At 69.0% G+C, this 313-nt stretch carries 1 protein-coding gene; it reads left to right on the top strand.

Annotated features, from left to right (window positions below; genetic code table 11):
• Nucleotides 1-231: hypothetical protein (locus MKK64_RS26400; protein ID WP_243938630.1), on the top strand; the 231-nt coding region annotated here is incomplete at its 5' end.
• Nucleotides 232-313: the final 82 nt, after the last annotated feature.

The raw sequence follows: 313 nt of genomic DNA, 5'->3' as shown, positions 1-313 counted from the left end.
GGTCTGGCCGGACACGACGACAGCTTGGCCCTCCCTGAACACCACCGGATCGGCTCCATCGACCGCATCGTTGGACGCGTCCGTGATGCCGACCGGCGCACCGGACGCGGAGGTCGCCGCGACCTGGGCGGACGGTCGCGCGCCGAGGGTCAGGATGGCGCGAGCGATATCTGCTACGCAGGAGACGAAACCGACCGGCCCACCGGCGTGGACGTCATGATCGTCCGCTGACGCCGCCCCATTATGCGGACGGCGGCCGAAAGCTTGGCCTGAAACGCATCAGGACCCAGACTGCCTGCCATCCGCGCACTCC

The sequence above is a fragment of the Methylobacterium sp. E-025 genome (assembly GCF_022829705.1).
Lineage (GTDB): Bacteria > Pseudomonadota > Alphaproteobacteria > Rhizobiales > Beijerinckiaceae > Methylobacterium.
Note: the sequence above shows the minus strand (reverse complement) of the source record. Positions and strands in the feature narration are given on the sequence as shown.